General features: G+C 69.9%; 13 protein-coding genes and 3 pseudogenes. 5 read left to right on the top strand and 11 right to left on the bottom strand.

The features are described from left to right. Positions 1–61: 61 nt before the first annotated feature. The 3 genes from putP to IEZ21_RS12265 all read right to left on the bottom strand — a co-directional run bounded on the left by putP (position 62) and on the right by IEZ21_RS12265 (position 5,562). Positions 62–1,825 carry a sodium/proline symporter PutP gene (putP, locus tag IEZ21_RS12255; RefSeq protein WP_246567634.1) on the bottom strand — a complete coding sequence of 588 codons (1,764 nt, stop codon included), beginning with the start codon at positions 1,823–1,825 and terminating at the stop codon, positions 62–64. 284 nt (positions 1,826–2,109) lie between these two features. Further along, positions 2,110–4,140, bottom strand: a complete 2,031-nt coding sequence (lgoX, locus tag IEZ21_RS12260) for an L-glutamate oxidase LgoX (RefSeq protein ID WP_189321916.1) — start codon at positions 4,138–4,140, stop codon at positions 2,110–2,112. An 843-nt stretch (positions 4,141–4,983) separates the two neighbouring features. Beyond that, positions 4,984–5,562, bottom strand: coding sequence for a TetR/AcrR family transcriptional regulator (locus IEZ21_RS12265; RefSeq protein WP_189321917.1), 579 nt, complete (start codon positions 5,560–5,562; stop codon positions 4,984–4,986). Positions 5,563–5,653: 91 nt separating this feature from the next. On the opposite strand from IEZ21_RS12265, the gene IEZ21_RS12270 reads away from it, so the two are divergent. Next, positions 5,654–6,100, top strand: a complete 447-nt coding sequence (locus tag IEZ21_RS12270; protein ID WP_189321918.1) for an anthrone oxygenase family protein — start codon at positions 5,654–5,656, stop codon at positions 6,098–6,100. Between the two features lie 262 nt (positions 6,101–6,362). Here IEZ21_RS12270 and IEZ21_RS12275 read toward each other — a convergent pair whose 3' ends face one another. After that, positions 6,363–6,542: a hypothetical protein gene (locus IEZ21_RS12275; RefSeq protein ID WP_189321919.1), complete on the bottom strand. Its 180-nt coding sequence runs from the start codon at positions 6,540–6,542 to the stop codon at positions 6,363–6,365. 97 nt (positions 6,543–6,639) lie between these two features. Further along, positions 6,640–7,784, bottom strand: a pseudogene (locus IEZ21_RS12280) (IS3 family transposase). 208 nt (positions 7,785–7,992) lie between these two features. Here IEZ21_RS12280 and IEZ21_RS12285 point away from each other — a divergent pair. Beyond that, positions 7,993–8,217 carry a DUF397 domain-containing protein gene (locus tag IEZ21_RS12285; protein ID WP_189321920.1) on the top strand — a complete coding sequence of 75 codons (225 nt, stop codon included), beginning with the start codon at positions 7,993–7,995 and terminating at the stop codon, positions 8,215–8,217. Positions 8,218–8,304: 87 nt separating this feature from the next. On the opposite strand, the gene IEZ21_RS12290 is transcribed toward IEZ21_RS12285, so the two are convergent. From IEZ21_RS12290 to IEZ21_RS12310, 5 genes are all read right to left on the bottom strand, one after another. Continuing rightward, positions 8,305–8,700 carry a GNAT family N-acetyltransferase gene (locus IEZ21_RS12290; protein ID WP_189321921.1) on the bottom strand — a complete coding sequence of 132 codons (396 nt, stop codon included), beginning with the start codon at positions 8,698–8,700 and terminating at the stop codon, positions 8,305–8,307. 233 nt (positions 8,701–8,933) lie between these two features. Then, positions 8,934–9,260 (bottom strand): SCO4225 family membrane protein, encoded by a 327-nt coding sequence (locus IEZ21_RS12295; protein ID WP_189321922.1) that lies wholly within the window; start codon positions 9,258–9,260, stop codon positions 8,934–8,936. A gap of 182 nt (positions 9,261–9,442) precedes the next feature. Next, on the bottom strand, positions 9,443–11,461 hold the full coding sequence (locus IEZ21_RS12300; protein ID WP_189321923.1) for an FtsX-like permease family protein: 2,019 nt from the start codon (positions 11,459–11,461) through the stop codon (positions 9,443–9,445). Positions 11,462–11,623: 162 nt separating this feature from the next. Continuing rightward, positions 11,624–12,307: an ABC transporter ATP-binding protein gene (locus IEZ21_RS12305; protein WP_189321924.1), complete on the bottom strand. Its 684-nt coding sequence runs from the start codon at positions 12,305–12,307 to the stop codon at positions 11,624–11,626. A 29-nt stretch (positions 12,308–12,336) separates the two neighbouring features. Continuing rightward, positions 12,337–12,705, bottom strand: coding sequence for a DUF4333 domain-containing protein (locus IEZ21_RS12310; RefSeq protein ID WP_189321925.1), 369 nt, complete (start codon positions 12,703–12,705; stop codon positions 12,337–12,339). Between the two features lie 207 nt (positions 12,706–12,912). Here IEZ21_RS12310 and IEZ21_RS12315 point away from each other — a divergent pair, with 207 nt between their 5' ends. Continuing rightward, a complete protein-coding gene (locus tag IEZ21_RS12315; RefSeq protein ID WP_189321926.1) occupies positions 12,913–14,109 on the top strand; it encodes a sensor histidine kinase in 1,197 nt (398 codons plus the stop codon). Positions 14,110–14,295: 186 nt separating this feature from the next. After that, complete coding sequence (locus tag IEZ21_RS12320) at positions 14,296–15,987, top strand: serine/threonine-protein kinase (protein ID WP_189322254.1); 1,692 nt, start codon at positions 14,296–14,298, stop codon at positions 15,985–15,987. Here IEZ21_RS12320 and IEZ21_RS47520 read toward each other — a convergent pair. Next, positions 15,979–16,182: pseudogene (locus IEZ21_RS47520) on the bottom strand (hypothetical protein); the annotation flags it as partial. The gene IEZ21_RS12320 and the pseudogene IEZ21_RS47520 overlap by 9 nt on opposite strands. A 316-nt stretch (positions 16,183–16,498) precedes the next feature. Here IEZ21_RS47520 and IEZ21_RS12325 point away from each other — a divergent pair. Next, a pseudogene (locus IEZ21_RS12325) lies at positions 16,499–16,852 on the top strand (IS5 family transposase); the annotation flags it as partial. Positions 16,853–17,410 lie beyond the last annotated feature (558 nt).

Here is a 17,410-nt window from a genome sequence, read left to right on the forward strand (position 1 = left end):
AGTCCGATATCGGTATGGACTGCGCCCTCCGCCAAGCCGGTTCCCGAATCAGCGCAAACCGCTACGAGCGCCACCAGTCCTGATGCTGCGGCGGCCCCTGGGAAGGACCGTAGTCCGGTGCGTCGTAACCCGGCTCCCCGTACGCCCCCGCGCCATAGCCACCCGCCGACCCGTAACCGCCCGCCGGACCATAGCCCTCCGCCGTGCCGTAACCGCCCGCCGGACCGTAACCGCCCGCCGCGCCGTACCCACCCGCCGGACCGTAACCCCCCGCCGTGTCGTAAGCCGTCACCGTCTCCCGCTGCCCCGCCCGCGATATAGGCGTCGCGTGCTCCATCGTGCCCTTCCAGGTGCGCGCCGGAGGACGGCCGACGTACGTTCCGAAGACCAGCGCCGCAGCCGTGGCGGCCAGCACCCCGGGCACCATCTCGTAGATGCCCGTCTGAAGCGGGCCGAGGAGCGGGTCGATGTCGTCCCACAGGAAGACCGTCAGCGCGCCGGTCACCATGCCGGCCTTCGCTCCGGCCGCCGTCATGCCCGGCCAGTACAGCGACAGGAGGACCACCGGGCCGAAGGCCGCGCCGAAGCCGGCCCAGGCGTACGCGACGATGTCGAGTACGGCGCCGCCGCTCAGGGCGATCACGTACGCGACGACCGCCACGGCCACCACGCTCAGCCGTCCGACGAGCAGCAGCGAGGTGTCGGAGGCCCGGCGGTTGACGAACGCCCGGTAGAAGTCCTCGGTGAGGGACGTGGCCGAGACCAGCAGTTGGCTGTCCACCGTGGACTTGATCGCAGCCAGCACCGCCACCAGCAGGATTCCGGCGATCCAGGGGTTGACCAGCAGGGTGGCCAGTTCGATGAAGACCGTCTCGGGGTTGTCGAGCGGGTCGGGGAGTACGGCGATCCCGGCGAGGCCGATGAACGAGGCGCCCGCCAGTACGACGGCCGCCCAGCTCACCCCAAGTCGGCGGGCCCGCGGTATGTCACGGGTGCTGCGGATGCTCATGAAGCGGCTCAGGATGTGGGGCTGGCCGAAGTAGCCGAGGCCCCAGGCGAGGAGGGAGATCATCGCTACGGTGCCGAGCGGGCCGCCGGCCGTCCATACGTTGTCCGCGAACGATGCCTCGGCGGCCGGGTCGAGCAGGGCCGGGCTCGCGTCGGTGACCGCGTCGTGCAGTGCGCCGGGGCCGCCGACCTTCCAGAGGGCGACCAAGGGGAGGGCTATCGCCGCGAGGAACATCAGCGTGCCCTGGATGGAGTGCGTGATGCTCAGGGCTGTGAAGCCGCCGAGGATGGTGTAGACGACGATCACCACGGCGAAGATGGTGAGCCCGGTCTCGAAGTCGGCGCCGAAGATCTCGTTGAAGAGGAGGCCGCCGGCGATCAGCCCGCTGGCGACGTAGACGGTGAAGAACACGACCGTGACGACGGCCGAGAGCGAGCGGAGCACGTGGCTACGGTCCTCGAAACGTTCCTCCAGGTACGAGGACAGGGTCACGGAGTTTCCGGCCTGCTCGGTGTAGGTGCGCAGGCGGGGCGCGACGAGCCGCCAGTTCAGATACGTACCGACGATCAGGCCCACGGCGATCCAGGTCGCCCCGATCCCGGTCATGTACACGGCTCCGGGGAGGCCCAGGAACAGCCAGCCGGACATGTCGCTGGCTCCGGCGGACAGGGCGGCCACCGGGGCGGTGAGCCGGCGTCCGCCGACGGTGAAGTCTTCGAAGGTGCTGGTCTCCCCGTGGGTCATCACCCCGATCATGACCATCGCGATCAGAAACACTCCAAAGGTGATCATGGCTGGGATGGTCAGGGTGATCATGGGGGTTCTCCCTGCGAAACGACGAGCCAGGGCATATGCCAAACGTGCGCACAGGCCACTTTTTCGGGCCGGAACGGCGCAGTTTAGGGGCGACGGTCCGTATCGGCGAGGGCACGGACGAGCAAAACGGCTCCATCAATTCCGGATTGCGGCGGTTACGGATGGATACGCGAATGCGAAGGTTTCTTGAAGATTATGGAGGTGAGGTGGTCTCAGGCCCGGCAGCGATCCTGACGCGCCGCCGGGCCTGATGCGCCTCCGCTGAGCCGCGAGAAACGGAACCGTCAGGCCATGTGCACCTCGAGCGCCGCCCGTACGCCCGACTCCAGCGCCCCCTCGATCCACGACGGCTTGACCGAGGTGTGGTCGCCGGCGAAGTGGAGCGGCCCCTCGGGGGCGCGGATGGCGGCGAGGAGTTCGGTGTGCTGGCCGGGGAGGAGGACGGACGCCTCGCCGTACGCGTACGGGTCGCGGAGCCAGCTCTGGGTGCGACCCGCGCCCGTGTAGAAGACCTCGAGGCGCTGGCCGTACACCTGCTGAAGCCCGCGCAGCGCATGCGGATAGCGGGCGTCGTCGTCGAGGGAGTCCCAGCGGGAGGCGTCGTCGGCCCAGTTGTAGGAGGCGAGGACGACGCCTCCCTTGCTGCCGGGGACCGGGTGGGAGGGGTTGATCATGAAGCGGTTGGAGTTGTCGGAGACGGAGCCGCCGCCGATGATGTGCGCCGCCTCGGGCTGGTCGCGACCGGCCCAGCGGTTGGCCGCGTAGTAGGCCCGCTGCGCCTCGCTGATGTGTCCAGACGAGACGGAGGGGTGCGCGCCCAGCAGACTCCCGTCGGCGGGCGCCTTACCGCGGCGGTAGTCGTCGTACAGCCCGGGGCGTACGGCATCGAGCTCCCGCTTCCAGTCACCTTCGTCGAACTCCCACCAGCGGCGGGCGAATTCGAGCAGCACCTTGGTCGCGCTGTCGTAGTGCAGCTCGGCGACGGCACGGCGTTTTCCGTACGACATCAGCGGCCTGACCTGCACCTGCCGCAGCCCGGAGAACGGCACGGTGACGATCGCGAGGTCGCCGGTGAACTCCTCCCGTACGACCTTGCCGTCCCGCCCCTCGGACACCGTGTCGATCCATACGTGCGGGCCACCGGGGCGGACCTGCGACTGGTCGTCGTGCCGGTCCGGATCCCAGTACTCGATGTGCGTCGCGCGCCGGTCGAGGCGCAGCAGGTCACCCACCTCCCGCAGCAACGCGTCCGGGAGTGTCGCCGTGCCGCCGACCAGCTCCCAGAACTCGGTGTCCGGGCTGATCAGCGACTGGCTGATGAAGCTGTGGATAAAGGACAGGGGCAGCCGTGAGGTCAGGTTCTCCAGGGTGCCGACGAGGTCGATGGTGCGCTCGTCGAGGCCTGCCCGCTCGGTCAGGAACCGGTACATGGACCAGTCGCCGTACCGCTGGATCACCCGCGCCCAGCCGCGCACCCGCTCGGGCATGGGCTTGTCGACGCGCTCGCCGTCAGGACCGGCCGTGCTGAACTCGTCGCGTACGGGGTCGAGGGCGTCGCGCAGGATCCTGCTGGAGGGCGTGTCCCAGTACTTGCGCGGCACCCCGAAGGACCGGTTGACCCTGCGCGGCGCTTTCGCGTACTCAGAACGGCGTACGCGGATGCCGTTGACGTGCAGCCAGGCGTGGTTGACGGGCTTGCCCTCGCCGTCGACGTCCACGAGGTGGAACCGCCGCTTCTCGAGGCCGAGTTGGTCGATCAGGCTCATCACCAGCGGATGGCTGCCGGGGATGCGCATGGCGCCGGCCTCGGCGTACTGCCGCGCATCGGCGAACGGCTGCGTCGCCTGCTCGTGCCCGCCGGTGCGGAAGGTCTTGATACGGCCGCCGACACGGTTGCCGTTGGCCTCCAGCAGCGTGACGTCGTGCCCGGCCTGTTTGAGCAGCCAGGCCGCCACAAGCCCGGCCGGGCCCGCACCGATCACCAGGATCTTCTTGGCGCCCTTGGTCTTCGGGCGGGGCAGACCGGAGCCGAGGATCTTCTTGTACGTCGGCACCAGCGGCCGGTTGTCGTCGTCGACGACCAGCAGCGCGCGGGCGACCTCGAGACAGGTGGCCCAGTCGGCGGTGGATCTCGGAGGGCAGGGTGCCTGTTGAGGCTCGGCGGGCGCGTGTTGAGGTTGGGCGGGCGCGGCGACGGCCTCACCCGCCGCAGCCGGACCGAGCGCCGTCACGGTCGCGGCGGTACCGGCCACGGCCGTGAACTGCCGCCGGGAGAACGGACGATGGGGACTGGCTGCGGTGCGGAGTTCATCCATACGTCCTGGATAGGCGTGCCGGCGTACGTCCGACAGAGCGATCCCCGGTGATCACCTGAACGTGCGAGCGCACAGGGCACGAGCACTGCCGCGCCCACCGCCCGAGCGCATATGACACCCCGTCACGCCCCTGAACACCACCACCGACCAGGCGCCCGGAGGTTTGCGCCGGCGTTCGGCCAGCGCGCCGCCGCCCGGGGCGATGCCTCGTGAAGCCGTCGGCGGCGTCGCTGACAGAAAACTCAAAGTCAGCTTTAGTTTTGCGCCAAAGCCTGCGTGAAGCTAAAGCTGACTTTGCTGTTGAGCCGAAGCACGTTAGTTGTCACAGAGGCAGGCTTGTTGTCACTCCGAGTCTGCGCCGACGAGACGGCATCGACCTCGCCTGTCCTGTCGCACTGAGCCTGTCGGATTCTCACCGCTTCTCGTTCGTACTGTCGGATTCTCATTGCGTCGCGCGCCGAGCGACGACGTTTGCCCCGTACGTGAGGTTTGATCTCATTTCCTGGTCCGGTTCTCGCGGTACCTGTCACGGTCGTTTTCGGCAGGTACACGGAGCCGAGGGTGAGGGCGGCGGCCTGCGGAAGTCCGTGCTGGAGGCGGTTTTCCCGGGTTCGGTTCGAGTCGGCGCTTCCGGTGCGGCGGTTCACGCCGTACCGCGGACAGCCGTGTTTCTCGGGCTGGTACTGGGCGGCAACTGAGTCGCTGGTGGGGTTCGAGTCGTGGCTGGAGCGGGACCGGGCCATGTTCCTGGATCATGACCGGAGGGGGGTGGGGCTGACCTCGCAGCCGTAGGCCGACAGCCGGGCCGGAAGACCCCGGCTGCCCGTCCGTTCGGACGGTGTGTCAGACCATGGAGAGCCGGTCCACCAGCAGTTCCACCCTGCGCTCGGCGTCCGCCGGCGGCAGCCGTCCCGCCCGGGTCAGGGTCGCCAGCCCGTGCAGGGACGCCCAGAACGTCTCGGTGAACAGCCCCGGGTCGACGCCGTCCCCGGCGACCTCGCCGAGAGTCTCCAGCAGCGCGGCGAAAGCGTCCTTGAGAGGTTCCGGGGTGTCCTCCTGTGCGTACGGGAGACCGCCGTCGAGCTGGAAGATGGCGTCGTAGACCGCCGGGTTGCGTGCGGCGAAGTCGAGGTAGGCGCGAGCCAGGGCGTGCACCCGCTCGCGCGGGCCGTCTGCGGCGGCGGTCGCGGCGCGCACCGCCGCGGCCATCTCTGTGGCGCCCTGGAGGGCGACGGCGCCGATGATCTCGCGTTTGCCGCGGAAGTGGCTGTAGAGGACGGGCTGGCTGTACTCGATGCGCTCGGCGAGCCGGCGGGTGGTGACCGCGTCCCAGCCCTGCTGCTCGGCGAGTTCGCGGGCCGTGGCCACGATGAGGCGCTCGCGGGCCGCCCGTTCGCGTCGTTTGCGTTCCTGTACCGACATGATTCGACCCTAGCATCGCTAGACAATCGAGCGGCAGCAGTATTAGCGTTGCCTCATCATCTAGCGGCGCTAGATCCTGGGAGGGGTCATCATGCTCAACGCACTCGAGGTCTTCACCACCGTGGTTGTCGGCGTGATGGTGGGGGTGGAGTTCTCCGTCGCCTTCGTCATCAACCCGATCCTCAACGGCCTCCCCGACGACGCCGGTCAGCGCGGCCGAAGCCACGGGAGCCGGATGCTCGGCGCCGTCATGCCGGTCTGGTACATCGGCTCGCTCGCCCTCGTCGCGGTCTGGGCCATCGCCGGATGGCACCACGACGGCACCGGCCTCGTCGTCACCGCCGGCGCGCTGCTGCTCCTCAGCGTGGTCATGTCGCTCCTGCTGCTCGTCCCGATCAACAACCGGAACAAGACGTGGACCCCCGAGAACCGGCCCGCCGACTGGAAGCAGCAGATGAACCGCTGGGAACGCTTCCACTACGTCCGCGTCGCCGTCATCGTCGCCGCCTTCACCCTGCTGGTCGCCGCCCTCGCCTGAGCCCGCGGGCCGACACCGCGCAGGTGGCGGCACTCCTCCACTCCGCGGGCGGTAGCCGACGATTCGCACGGATCTACACCGCCCTCGGAACCCAGGACTCCCTCTACCGGAGGTTCCGCCTCTATCGAGATCGCGCCTTCCGCGAAAGCCAGGTCGTTCGAGAACCCCGGCCTCCGCCTTCTCAAACGACCTGGCATCTCAGCAGGCCAACGGCTCGCTATCTGACAGATGCGCTGCGACAGGACACGAATGGCACAGTTGTCTATGGGGTCCAGACGTGGGCGATCATTCTGTCGGGCTCCCGGCCGTAGCGACGTAGATTCTCTGCCTCGTCCAGCCGTCCGGCTTTCGTCAGTTGTTCGGCCGCGATCCGCAGGGCTTCGGTATCGCCAGCTTCGGCGGCGCGCTCGAACCAGGACAGCGCCTCGTCCAGCCGTCCCACGTCCGCCAGCCGGACAGCCGCCAACCGCATTGAGCTGTACTGAGATTTGTGGAGTCCCCGGACTGTCCCGAGTGGGGTGGAGTCGAGTTGCTTGGTTTCAGGCTACTGGCGGGGTGCGGAGTTCGTACTCCACCGGGGTGAGCATGCCCAGGGCGGAGTGTCTGCGCTGTCGGTTATGGAAGATTTCCAGGTACTCGAAGAGCGCGGTGGACAGCTCCAGACGCGTCCGCCACCGTCTGCGGTTGAGCAGTTCGACCTGGACCCGGGCCCAGAAGGACTCCATCATCGCGTTGTCCACGCAGTCTCCGATGGAGCCCATCGAGGGCAGCAGGCCGGAGGCCCTCGCGCGCTGGGTGAACGCCCAGGACCCGAACTGCACTCCGTGATCGGAGTGGATGATGGTGCCACCCGGCCGCGGGGAGCGGTTGCCGATGGCCATGGCCAGGGCGTTGGTGGTCAGCGCCGCAGTGGGCGAGGCATCGATCGACCAGCCCACCACGCGCCGCGAGAACGTGTCCAGGACGACCGCGCAGTACACCTTGCCCTCAAAGGTGGGGTGCTCGGTGATGTCGGTGACCCATAACTGGTCCCGGGCATGACGGGTGAAGTTCCGCTCCACCAGGTCGGCAACCGACGGGGTCACGTGCCTGGCGCGGGGGCGCCGGTTGCCGGGCAGGCCGTGCAGGCCGGCGCGCTGCATCAGCAGCTCCACGGTGCCGTGGCTGACATGGATGCTCAGTCCCAGGCCGAGTTCGGCGTGCACCCGGCGGGAGCCGTAGGTACCGCGGGAGGCAGTGTGGATACCCACGATGGCCTCGGTCAGCCAGACGTGCTTGACCAGCCGGTTCGACGGCGGACGGTCCCGCCAGGCGTAGTACCCGGACTCCGCGACATGCAGCACCCGGCAGGCCGGCTGCACCGGCAGGTGCTCACGGGCCATCACGCGGATGGCCTCGAACCGCCTTTTGGGGACGTCACCTCACCCAGCAGCTCCGCGGCCCGGCGGTGGATGGCCAACTCGGTCTCCAGCTCGGCGATACGCTTGCGGGCCGCAGCGAGTTCGGACTGGTCGCTGCTGTTCGTACCGGGCAACTGCCCCGTATCGATGAGGTGTTGGCGACGCCAGACATAGATCGTCTGGTCGCTGATACCGAGGAGCCGGGCAACCTCGGCGACCTTCCTTCCGGATGCGACGAGATCGAGGACCTTGCGGCGGAACTCGGGCGGATAGCTGCGGGGCATCACGGCCTCCGAAGGCTGCTGGATCGTCAATTGTCCAGCAACCCGACTCCATCAGAACCGGGGCATACCAGGCTGCGCACCGGGCATCTGATGGAAGACCCGGCCGTGGTGAGCAGCTGCCAGTCGGCCTACGATCTGGCTCTGAGCGACGCGGAGTCGCACAAGGATTCACTAGCCCTCGTCAGGGCGGCAGCAGAGGAATACGAACATGGTCAGTGATCGCCACACCATCCCCGACGCGTCCGCCCTGACCGGCTGGCGCAAGTCAAGCCACAGTGGAGGCAGCAACGGCGACTGCCTCGAAGTGACCGACGGACACACCACCGTCCCCGTCCGTGACTCCAAGAACCCCCACGGCCCCGCCCTCCTCTTCCCGGCGGGCGGCTGGTCCTCGTTCGTCGACGCCGTCAAGGGCGGGCAGTTCCCCGTCTGAGCTCCACGCGTCCCCCGACCAAGTGGCCCCTGTCGTGCCTGACAGGGGCCCTGTCACGTCAGGCAGGCGCAATGCGGCGAGGTCGGCTCAGAGCGCGAGAAGGCCCGCGGTCGTCGGCTTGAACCCGCAGGCGTCGAAGTAGAACGGCTGCAGGTCGTCTTCGAAGTCGACGTGCAGCCATGCGCACTTGGCCGTACGGGCCTGTCGGGCGGCCTCGGCGACAAGTCCGGCTCCGATCCCGGAGCGGCGGTGGTTCGCTGCGACCACGGTGTCCAGGATGAACGCGTGGACGCCGCCGTCCCACGCGACGTTCACGAAGCCGACGAGATCACCGTCCTTGCGTGCACAGACCCAGCCGATACTGTGACCCCGCACCCGGGCCAGCCAATCGACAACCGAGGTCCGATGGTCGAATCCCACTGCATGCAGCGCATTGACGGCTGCGTTGTCGAAGTCGCCCCGCCACTCGTACGTGATCGTCATGACGGGAGCGTAGACCGCTGATTCTGACCGCTGGTTCGGATGAACTGCCCCTGCTGACCGCGGGATTGATCGTCCGTGCGGAGGACGTACCAGTGGTGTCCCCGCCGCCGGGTTCACGTTCCGGGCGAACCACCCACCGACCGAGCGCGCGGGCGGACCCTCGCATCGTCCAGTCGTCCAGAGGTTCCGCCCGGCACCTGACACCTTTCGCCGACGCCGTCGACGAAGGCGCGTCAGGCATTGCTGATGCCGGCGCGCTGCGTGGACCACCCCTGGAACCAGCGGTACGCGGCGCCGAGCGCGAACGCCTGGGTCACGGCTCCGACTGCGACCCCGATGAAGGGCAGCGCGCCGGGAAGCGCCAAGAACAGGAACGAGGTGGGGGCGGTGACGACGAAGAGCCAGACTGCCGCGAAACTGGCGTCCACGTGCTCGACAAAGAGTGTGTCCACCCCGACCCAGACGCCGACGGCGGCCACGAGGGCCAGATAGCCGAGGGAGGCGGGGTTCACCAGGTTGTGGCGGAGGGTTTGGATCAAGGAATGCGAAGAGGCGGCCATTTCCGGACTCCTTTGAGACGACACGATGTTGCTCGGTTTGTTGAGGTCAACCATGCCGTCGGGGAGCGGCTGCCGCCTGAGTACCCGTACCTATGTTCGTGTCCGCGATCGGACGCGGCTCCGCGATCGGATGCGGCCGAGGCCCGGGTCGACGACCCGGACCCCACGCCGTCCGCGAACCGTCAGTCGGCGGTCTGCGCCGGATTCGCCGTGACCCTCCGCAGCAGTGGCCTGCTGCCGCTGATCGCCGCGAACATCGCCAGCGCGCCGAGGAGTACGCAGACGGTGAGCTGGATGGCGCCGGAGGTGTTGATGGTGGAGTCGGCCAGCTTGTTGAGCTGGTAGGCGCCGTAGACACCCATCCCCGTGGTGCCGCCGGCCAGGACGACCAGGGGGAGGACCGTTTCGCGGATCCTGGCGCGGTCCAAGGTACGGAGCGGGGTGCCGGACAGCCGCAGCAGGCCGTACACGCGGCGGCGGTCCAGGACGTTCGCCGCGGCGGTGAGGCCGGCGGAGGCGGTGGCGATGAGGAAGCTCAGGGCCAGGGTGGCGGTGCTGGCCGCGGCGACGCGGTCGGTGATCGTGTCGTCGCTCGCGTTCACGTAGTCCTGGGTGAGGGGGAGGCGGCCCGCTGCGACGGGTGTCAGGGCGGTGACGGCGGCGTCGATCTGCTCGGGGCCGCCGGTGACGTGGGCGATCACGCCCTCATAGCCGCGCAGCACGGTGTCGAAGTTGTCGTCGCCCGGGATCGTGACCTTCGCCTGGATGCCCGCCTCGCGCAGCAGCGTACGGGCCTCGGTGGCTGTGTGGCGGGCTGTGGTGGCGTCCGAGGTGACCACCCCGACCTGGCCCGGAGTGTCGGCGAAGCCGATGTCCAGCTGGCTGACGGAGAAGAAGCCGGCCACGAACCCGGCCAGCACCAGGCCGCTGACGGTGCGCCAGGCGCCGCGCGGGTCGTCGCTGAGCCTGCGTGCGGCCAGCAGGGTCGCCGGGCGGCGGGCGAAGCGGGCCACGATCCGGCCCAGCCGGTCCACGACCCACGGGCCGAACAGCCAGAACGCGGCGTAGAACAGGATCAGGAGCGTGATCAGCTGCCGGGTGTTCAACTGGCCGCCGCCCGAGCTCATGTAGATGTAGATGAGGGCCCCGACGAACAGCACGAGACGGATCGCGCGGGTGCGGCGCGGGTTCGACTCCTGGGCGACACCCAGCGGCGAGGTCGCCACCTGGCGCAGCATCGACACCGCGCTCACGGTGATGAGGACGGTGACCGCCGCCACCACCGCCGCCAGCCACGGCAGCCCCACCCACAGCTGACCGGTGTACCAGCCGCCGACGCCGTACGGGATCTCCGCGAGAACGGGCAGCAGCGCCCCGTACGCGACCGCGCCCGCCAGGGCGCCGACCGCGCCGACGCCCGCCGCCTCGACGGCGGTCATCGCGAGGATCTGCCGCGGGGTCGCCCCGGCCAACCGCAGTGCGGCGAGCCGCTGTTCGCGCCGGGCCGCGCCCAGCCGCCCGGCCGCGGAGGCCAGTACGACCACGGGCATCACCAGCAGCACCACGCCCAGCAACGCCGCTCCCTGGTCGCTCTCGGTGAACAGGCTCGCTTTGGGCTTGGCCGCGGAGAAGTCGGAGATCATGGCGCGTTCGGTCTGTCCCGCGTCGTACCAGCCGCCGCCGTCGGCCGCCTTGGAGAGCGCCGGGTCGGTCGGGGCACGTCCTACGACGGCGACGAGTTCGTCGGGCGAGGCCAGTCCGGCCGCGCCGATCGTGCCGTACGACTTCACCTTCGGGAAACGGTCGGCCAGTTGGCCGGCGGGCAGCTTCCCCATCAGCTCGGCCAGGGCGGGCGAGACGTACATCTCGCCCTTCTTCGGGAACGAGCTCAGTCCGGGCGGTGCGTCGGTCGCCCCGCGGCCGGGCAGCTGGGCCAGCGAGACGACGGAGACGGGCTCGTCGCGTACGTATGTCGTGGCCAGGGCCTGGACCGCGGTCGCCTCCTTCGCGGGTACGGCCGCCGGGGTGCGCCAGGTCGTGTGGTCGGCGCGGGCGCCGGAGCCGAGCGCGGCGGCGACCATCACCAGCATCACGAACGCGCCGACGGCGGCGGCCCCGGCCGCGAGCAGCTGGCTCTGCAGGCCGCGGCGGCCGGAGGACCGGGCGAGGTGCCAGGTCAGGGGCAGGACAGGGGAACGCATGAGGTCTCCGGGAGGGGAGGGGAGAGGAGGAGGGGAGGGTGGTGACGGGGGTCGGTCGGGCGACCGTGTACTGGCTGGGATCCGGGCTGTGTCCGGGAGGGCCGGGTCGGGCGACCGTGTACTGGCTGGATACGGGCTGGGATCCAGGAAGGGGCCGGGTCGTCAGGCGACCGTGTACTGGCTGTGGCCGCTGATCCGGCCGTCCCGTACCTGGAGGATCCGGTGGCAGTGGGCGGCGACGTCGGCGTCGTGCGTGACCATCACGAGGGCGGCGCCCTGGGAGCGGGTGACGGAGGTGAGGAGCTGCACCACTTCGGTGCTGGTGTTCTGGTCGAGGGCGCCGGTCGGCTCGTCGGCGAAGACCACGTCCGGTTCGACGACGAGCGCGCGGGCGATGGCGACGCGCTGGGCCTGGCCGCCGGAGAGCTGGCCGGGGCGGCGGCCCTCCAGGCCTTCGAGGCCGAGTGGCGCGAACCAGCGGCGGGCCCGCTCGACGGCTGCCTTACGGGGGACGCCCTCCAGCATCAGCGGCAGGGCGACGTTCTCCTCGGCGGGCAGCTCCGGCAGCAGCTGCCCGAACTGGAAGACGAAGCCGAAGCGCTTGCGGCGCAGGGCGCTGAGCCGGTTCTCGCCGAGGTTGTCTATGCGCTCGTCACGCACCAGCACCTGGCCGCCGTCGGGGCGGATGATCCCGGCCAGGACATGGAGGAGGGTTGACTTGCCGGAGCCGGACGGGCCCATGATCGCCAGGGAGTCGCGCTCGCGGACCTCCACGTCCACGCCCGAGAGAGCCATGGTGGAGCCGTACTTCTTGATGAGGCCGTGACCGGCCAGGACGATGCTCATGATGTGTCTGTCCTCTCTCAGCCGGCTTCTCAGCGCTCGAACTTCCAGGTGACGGAGGAGTCCGTCGCCTTCACCACGGACACGGGGATGGAGACGCTCTTGCCGGCGTCGTCCTTGGCGGTGCAGGTCACCTTGGTCCCGGTCACGGCCTTCAGCCCGGTCGGGCAGGTCACGCCGGTGACCTTCTCCCCGACCCAGGGCAGCGGGTTGTACTTGCTCTGGGTGCGGCCCGCGACGATGTCCGGCGACAGAGCCTTGTGACCGTCCACCGTCACCACGGTGTATTCGTCGAGGGAGGTGGTCGACTCGGTCCCGGAGAGCAGATAGGTGCCGACACCGCCCAGGGCGACCACGGCCGTCGCACCGCCGATGACGCCGACGAGAAACTTACGCTGCATCACGTACTCCTGAAGTCGGAGGAATAGAGCCCCAGTTGGCCTCAGGAGAGGAACCTCTGTCGGCCGGCGGGAGGAAGTGGCTCCACCCTCGCCCGCGGGCCCGGGCGCGCGCCTCAGCCGAACGGTCAGGGTTCGGGCGGTCCGCGCGGCGGCTCCTCGGCCGTTCGGCCGAGGACGGCGGCGACGGCCTCACCTACCGTTTTCGGCATGAGATCCCCTTCCGCCCGTGGCTGCCTCCGGGGCTTCGCCGTGGGTGTCCTGCTCGCGGCTTCGGGCCTCGACCTGCTGTACGCGGCCACCTCCGGCCCCAGCCTCTTGCCGGAGGCGGTGCTTCTGGTCGTCGGGCTCGCCGCCGTGCTGTGGCCGGCCGGGCGCCGGCCGGAGTGGCTCACCCCACAGGTGCGCACCGCTGTTCCCGCCCTCCTGTCGCTGCTCTGCACGGCACTCGCGCTGCTCGCCCCCTGGGAGACCTTGTTCGGTCCGGGCGAGGCGATGATCCTGCTGTGTCTGCTGTTCATCGCCGTACGGCACTGCCCGCCGCGCCGGGTGCTGGCCTGCGCCGTACTGGACGGCGTCACGCTCCTCGTCATGCCGATGCGCTACTTCGACCCTGGGCAGGATGAGGTGCTGGGGTTCGCGGTGGTGGGGCTGTTCCTGATCGGCATGGTCGCCGGACTCGCGGGCTACCTGCGCACGCTGGACTACCGCAGGACGGTGGCGGTCACCGAGACCCGCCGGGGCGAGCGTTTCGCCATCGCCGCCGATCTGCACGACTTCGTCGCCCACCACGTCACCGGCATCCTGGTGCAGACCCAGATGGCCCGCATGATGGCGGCCACCCGGCCCGACGAGCTCGACCCCGTCCTCGCGGGCATCGAACGCGCGGCCACGGAGGCCCTGGCCTCGATGCGCCGCACCGTCGGCGTACTCCGCGACACCGGGCCCGAGGCGGCCGACCACCGCCCGGTGGGCGACCTGGCAGGCCTCACCGAACTGACCGAACGCTTCGCCGCCCCCGGCCAGCAGGTCACCCTGCACCGCGATCCCGCACTCCCCGACGATCTCCCGCACGAGGTGCAGGCGGCGGCCTTCCGGGTCGTCCAGGAGGCCCTGACCAACGTACGTCGGCACGCGTCCGACGCCACCGAGATCACCGTGAGCGTGCGCCACGACCACGACCACGACCGGCTGGAGGTCAGGGTGACGGACGACGGACGGGGCGGCACCCAGCTCCCGGCCGCCGCACACGGCGGCGGCTTCGGCCTGGTCGGCCTGACGGAACGGGTCACCGCGCTGGGGGGCGAGCTGCACGCGGGGCCGCGGGGCGGCGGGTACGGGTGGGAGGTGCGGGGGGTGTTTCCGGCGGCTGCGGTGCACAAGTCCTGGCGGCTGCAGAAGTCGTGAGGGGTGCGCAAGTCGTTTGGGGTGCGGAGTCCCGATAGTCCCGGAAGCCCTGATGGTCTCTGAAGCCCTGAGGTTCGTGTGCTGTTGGCCACGTACGCGCGGCCCTCTCCTCGTCATGCACGACAGCTATCGTGTCGAAGCAAATCGAACGTGATGTACGTGAGCAAAGTTGGCGGAGGCGGGGCGGTGTCGGACGAGGGACGGCTCGTTGCCGGGCGATACCGGCTGGTCGAACGGATCGGCCGGGGCGGCATGGGCACGGTGTGGCGCGCCGAGGACGAGGTCCTGGGCCGCCAGATCGCGCTCAAGCGACTGCACTCGCACCACCACCTGTCCGGCGAGGAACTCGCCACGCTGTACGAGCGCATGCGGCGCGAGGCGCGCAGCGCGGCCCGTATCGCCCATCCCAACGTGGTCGTCGTGCACGACGTCGTCGACGACGAGGGACTGCCCTGCGTCGCCATGGAGTACGTACCCTCGGTCACACTCGGCGACCTGCTCAAGAGTGAGCAGACCCTCCCGCCCGCGGAGGCGGCCCGGATCGGCCTCGGCATGATCGCCGCCCTGCGCGCCGCCCACGCCGCCGGAGTGCTCCACCGCGACGTCAAGCCCGGCAACGTACTGCTCGCCTCCGACGGCCGCGTGGTCCTCACCGACTTCGGCATCGCGATGACGGACGGCACCTCGACGCTGACGAAGACCGGCGAGTTGGTCGGTTCGATCGACTACATGGCGCCCGAGCGGATGCGGGGCCTCACCCCCGGCCCGGCCTCGGACCTGTGGGCGCTGGGCGCCACGCTCCACCAGGCGGTGGAGGGACGGCCGCCGTTCCGCAAGGACACGGCGATGGAGACGGCGTACGCCATCGCCACCGACCCCCTGGGGCCGATGGACCAGGCCGGTCCGCTGGAGCCGCTCATCGAGGCGTTGCTGGTGAAGGACCCGAACGAGCGGCCTTCGGCGGAGCAGACGGAGCGGGCGCTGCGGACGGTACGGGCGGGGGAGCCGACGGAGGTGCTTCGGTCGGCGGCGTTCGCGGGAACGGGTTCGGGGACGCGGACGGGTTCGGGCACGGGCTCGGGCTCGGTGACTGGTTCGGGGACGGGCTCTGGTTCGGGGACGGGCTCGGCAGCCGGTCGGAGCCGGGGGCCGGACGTGCCGGACGCGTCAGAGATGCCGGGCGCGCCGGACGCTCCGGGCGTACCCACCAGGACGGACACCGGCGGGAACGGTCGGGGCCGGGAACGCAGCCGGGCCGGTGGCCGGGGCCGCAAGCGCCGCGCCCTGCTCTGGAGCACCGTGGCCGCGACGGTGGCGGGCGCGGCCGTCGCAGGCGTGCTCTATGCGACGGCGTACGACGGCGGGGCGACGGACGACGGCGCCGCGCGGAACACCGGTCCGACCGCCGCACCGCCGTACAAGCCTCCGCCCGTGCCCGAGGGATACCACATGGTCCGCGACAAGCAGCACGGCGTCGCCTTCCCCGTACCGGACGGCTGGAAGCTCGACAGGAAGACCCCCGAAGGGGTCACCTACACCGACCCGACCGAGCTGGTCGAAATCACGATCGGCGTCGTGGATCCCGCCGGTTCGCACCCCGTCGAGCACTTCAAGACCATCGAGGCCAACACCAAGGTCAACTACCCGAACTCGTACCGCAAACTGCGCATGCAGAAGACCACGTTCCGTGGACAGCCCGCAGCGGTATGGGAGTTCACGTTCCAGGGCCGCGCCCGGGCGTTCCGCGCCATCGACCTCGGCTACGGCCGCGAAGGCGCCAAGGAGTACGACATCTACCTCTCGGCCCCGGACCTCCAGTGGGCCACCTTCCGCCCCGTCTTCGACAAGGTCAGGAACGGCTTCACCACGACGAGCTGAGGCGAACACGTACAGCCGCAGCACCAGAAACCGCCCGATTCCGGCGAGCCCGGCAGCGCTGAGATACACGGCCTGCTCGGTCAGCGTCCCGGGCGACGACTGCACCGTGTGGAGGCCGAACATCGCGGCGCAGGTCACCAGATAGGCGGCTGTGGCCGATCCCGCGGACTGCCAGTGCTCGCGCCATCCGGCCCTGGACGGCACTGATCGCGCTCCGCTTCGCCCGCCTGCGCAGAGCCCTCCTCTACGCCGCCGGACGCACCCGCCCGGAGCGGCTCGAGGCCCTGCACCAGGCGGTCATGGACACCATGGGTCGCATGGACGCCGCCAGCCACGAGAGCGCCTGGAACGCGGGCTTGGGGAACATCGGTACAGCGGTTGGCGCCGAGAATGATCATGGGCTTGGCCAGCAGCTTGGCGCCGGAGGGGAGGAGGACCCTCTCGGCCGATTCTGCTAGGACTTGTCCTGGCGATCATGTGACCGCCCCGTGTCCGGGTCGTTGTTGTGGGCATGGGGCGGGGTGATCTGACGGATGCCGAGTGGGAACGGCTGCGGCCTTTCCTGCCGGTCAGCAATGGACGTTGTGGCCGGTGGCGGGATCACCGGCAGGTGATCGACGGGATCCTGCACCGGGTGCGGACCGGGGTGCAGTAGCGGGATCTGCCCGAGCGGTTCGGCCCCTGGAAGACCGTCTATGAGCGCCACCGGATGTGGTCGGCCGACGGCACTTGGACGCGTCTGCTGCAGTTGGTCCAGGCCGCGGCCGACGCTGCAGCCGAGATCGACTGGGACATCTCGGTGGACTCCACCGTCGTACGGGCCCATCAGCACGCGGCCGGAGCCCGCACCGAACCGCCGCCGGTGTCCGCGCCAAAGGGGGCCGAAGCAGTAGTAGGACTCCGTCAGGTTGCTGTGACGTGCGGGAACGCAGACCCCGCGACTGTCGGCCCGGCGAACCGCCGGGTGGGCTCGCGCAGGTCGACGCTGTGGCCCTTGCCGCCGGTCGGCGAGACCGGCGGCAAGGTCCGCGAACAACCCTGACCGGGAGCGGTACCTTCAGCTGCTCGCAGTGATCAACGGCTGGTCGCCCCCGGAAAACCTGGCACCGGTACTCGACTGGTTCATCCAGGCCTTGCGTGCCCGGATATCGGGGTAGCGGCCCGGTCGCGACGCGGCGTGGCCGGACCGGTTCACGTCACGCTGCCTTCGCCTGGACGGCGGGTTCTGGGCTGGGCCGCGCCCTGGCGGCAACTTCCGAGTGGCGGCGCGGCCGCCGGTACCGCGGGAGGCGATGCCGCGCGGCTTGACGTCGACCGGCCCGCCGCAGCCGCCGGACTCCTCCCGATATCACGCTGTACGGCAGCCAGGACGGTGTCGGCATCCTGCTCAGCCACCAGGAGGCACAGGCCACAGACGGGTCGG

The sequence above is a fragment of the Streptomyces flaveus genome, assembly GCF_014647675.1.
In the GTDB taxonomy this organism is placed as follows: Bacteria; Actinomycetota; Actinomycetes; order Streptomycetales; family Streptomycetaceae; genus Streptomyces; species Streptomyces flaveus.

Excerpts from the sequence above, each read along its gene's own strand:
- putP (WP_246567634.1), bottom strand. The coding sequence starts at position 1,825 with ATGATCACCCTGACCATCCCAGCCATGATCACCTTTGGAGTGTTTCTG.
- lgoX (WP_189321916.1), bottom strand. The coding sequence starts at position 4,140 with ATGGATGAACTCCGCACCGCAGCCAGTCCCCATCGTCCGTTCTCCCGG.
- IEZ21_RS12265 (WP_189321917.1), bottom strand. The coding sequence starts at position 5,562 with ATGTCGGTACAGGAACGCAAACGACGCGAACGGGCGGCCCGCGAGCGC.
- IEZ21_RS12270 (WP_189321918.1), top strand. The coding sequence starts at position 5,654 with ATGCTCAACGCACTCGAGGTCTTCACCACCGTGGTTGTCGGCGTGATG.
- IEZ21_RS12285 (WP_189321920.1), top strand. The coding sequence starts at position 7,993 with ATGGTCAGTGATCGCCACACCATCCCCGACGCGTCCGCCCTGACCGGC.
- IEZ21_RS12290 (WP_189321921.1), bottom strand. The coding sequence starts at position 8,700 with ATGACGATCACGTACGAGTGGCGGGGCGACTTCGACAACGCAGCCGTC.
- IEZ21_RS12295 (WP_189321922.1), bottom strand. The coding sequence starts at position 9,260 with ATGGCCGCCTCTTCGCATTCCTTGATCCAAACCCTCCGCCACAACCTG.
- IEZ21_RS12300 (WP_189321923.1), bottom strand. The coding sequence starts at position 11,461 with ATGCGTTCCCCTGTCCTGCCCCTGACCTGGCACCTCGCCCGGTCCTCC.
- IEZ21_RS12305 (WP_189321924.1), bottom strand. The coding sequence starts at position 12,307 with ATGAGCATCGTCCTGGCCGGTCACGGCCTCATCAAGAAGTACGGCTCC.
- IEZ21_RS12310 (WP_189321925.1), bottom strand. The coding sequence starts at position 12,705 with ATGCAGCGTAAGTTTCTCGTCGGCGTCATCGGCGGTGCGACGGCCGTG.
- IEZ21_RS12315 (WP_189321926.1), top strand. The coding sequence starts at position 12,913 with ATGAGATCCCCTTCCGCCCGTGGCTGCCTCCGGGGCTTCGCCGTGGGT.